Below are 1,515 nucleotides of genomic sequence, written 5' to 3'. Positions count from 1 at the left end.
TCTTTAATATCAATGAACCTTTAATGTTTGGCGCTCCGGTTGTCTTTAATCCGTTTTTTATGATTCCGATGTGGATTGTATCTATTGTTATTCCAAGTATTACCTACTGGGCTCTCTATTTAGGTTGGGTAAGCATCCCTTCGAAGACATTTTTGCTTTGGTATGTACCGATGCCCATTTCATCATATTTGGCTACTCAAGATTGGAGAGCTATTATTTTAGCCATTATATTATTCGCCGTTGCGTTTATGATTTTCTTCCCATTTTTCAAAGCATACGATATTCAAGAAAAGAAGAAAGAATCAGAACTAAGCGAAGAGTGATCCATTATAGTTTATAAAAAACATTGAAGGAGATTGTATCATGGTTGATAGAGAAAAAGAACAAGAAGCACTGAATTTAGTTTCAATGCAAATGATTTTACATGCAGGTGATGCCCGCAATGATGTCATGGAAGCATTAAAATGTTGTGAAGAAGAAAGCTATGACCGCGCTGAAGAACTATTAGAAAAAGCCAATAAAGATATCGTTGCATCTCATAAACTGCAAACAGAAACAGTACAAAAAGAGGCACGGGGAGAGGAGCCTATTTTTTCATTGCTGTTTGCTCATGCCCAAGATACGTTAATGACAGTAAAGAGCGAGTATGAAATTGCTAAGCGGTTAGTTCGCGTTTTTAGAAGACTTGATGAAAAAATTGATGGAATGCAGGCATAACCTTGATTCGTATGAAGTCACTTTTGCAAATAAAGCGGTGTGGCTGCGGTTATGCACAAGTTATTAAATACTATGTAATAGGCATGCATAAAGCCGATTAAGGAGGCAATTAAATTGAGAAAAAATCCAAATACATTCCCTGAAAACTTTTTATGGGGGGGCGCCATTGCGGCAAACCAAGCAGAAGGCGCCTATCTGGAAGGCGGAAAAGGACTCTGTGTAGCAGATATCAATAAGTTTAATGATAGCGTGGATATTAAGAAAAAAGGCAATTTTGAACTGACAACTGAAGACATTCAGTTTGCAATAGAAGATAAAGAAGGCTATTATCCAAAACGAACCGCGATTGATTTCTATCACCGTTATAAAGAGGACTTAAAAATGCTGGCAGAAACGGGGATGACTTCGTTCCGTACATCGATCAACTGGGCCCGAATATTTCCGAAGGGAGATGAATCAGAGCCGAATGAAGAAGGATTAAAATTCTATGATGAGCTAATTGATGAGATCATTAAAAATGGAATGGAACCGCTCATTACGGTTTCCCATTATGAAATGCCGTTACATTTAGCAACTGAATACAATGGCTGGTATAACCGGAAAACGATTGACTTCTTTGTCCGTTATTGTGAAGTATTATTTAAACGTTATAAAGACAAAGTGAAATATTGGATTCTCGTCAATCAAATTAATTTAATTACGTTTGAGTCATTCAATCACCTCGGTATCCCGGCAGATCGCGTGGAAAACCTACTGGAAGCCAAATATCAGGGTGCACACAATGAGCTTGTTGCTTGT

2 protein-coding genes and 1 pseudogene are annotated in these 1,515 nt (G+C 37.7%); all 3 read left to right on the top strand.

Translation table 11 applies throughout. The features are described from left to right. Positions 1 to 323 (top strand): annotated as a pseudogene (locus tag BTA31_RS22275) (PTS sugar transporter subunit IIC); the annotation flags it as partial. A gap of 40 nt (positions 324 to 363) precedes the next feature. Next, on the top strand, positions 364 to 717 hold the full coding sequence (locus tag BTA31_RS22270) for a PTS lactose/cellobiose transporter subunit IIA (RefSeq protein WP_076794312.1): 354 nt from the start codon (positions 364 to 366) through the stop codon (positions 715 to 717). A 114-nt stretch (positions 718 to 831) separates the two neighbouring features. Continuing rightward, a partial coding sequence (locus BTA31_RS22265; RefSeq protein WP_142243776.1) for a glycoside hydrolase family 1 protein occupies positions 832 to 1,515 on the top strand: 684 nt, incomplete at its 3' end.

It is taken from the genome of Bacillus haynesii (assembly GCF_001969855.1).
Classification (GTDB): Bacteria; Bacillota; Bacilli; order Bacillales; family Bacillaceae; genus Bacillus; species Bacillus haynesii.
Note: the sequence above shows the minus strand (reverse complement) of the source record. Positions and strands in the feature narration are given on the sequence as shown.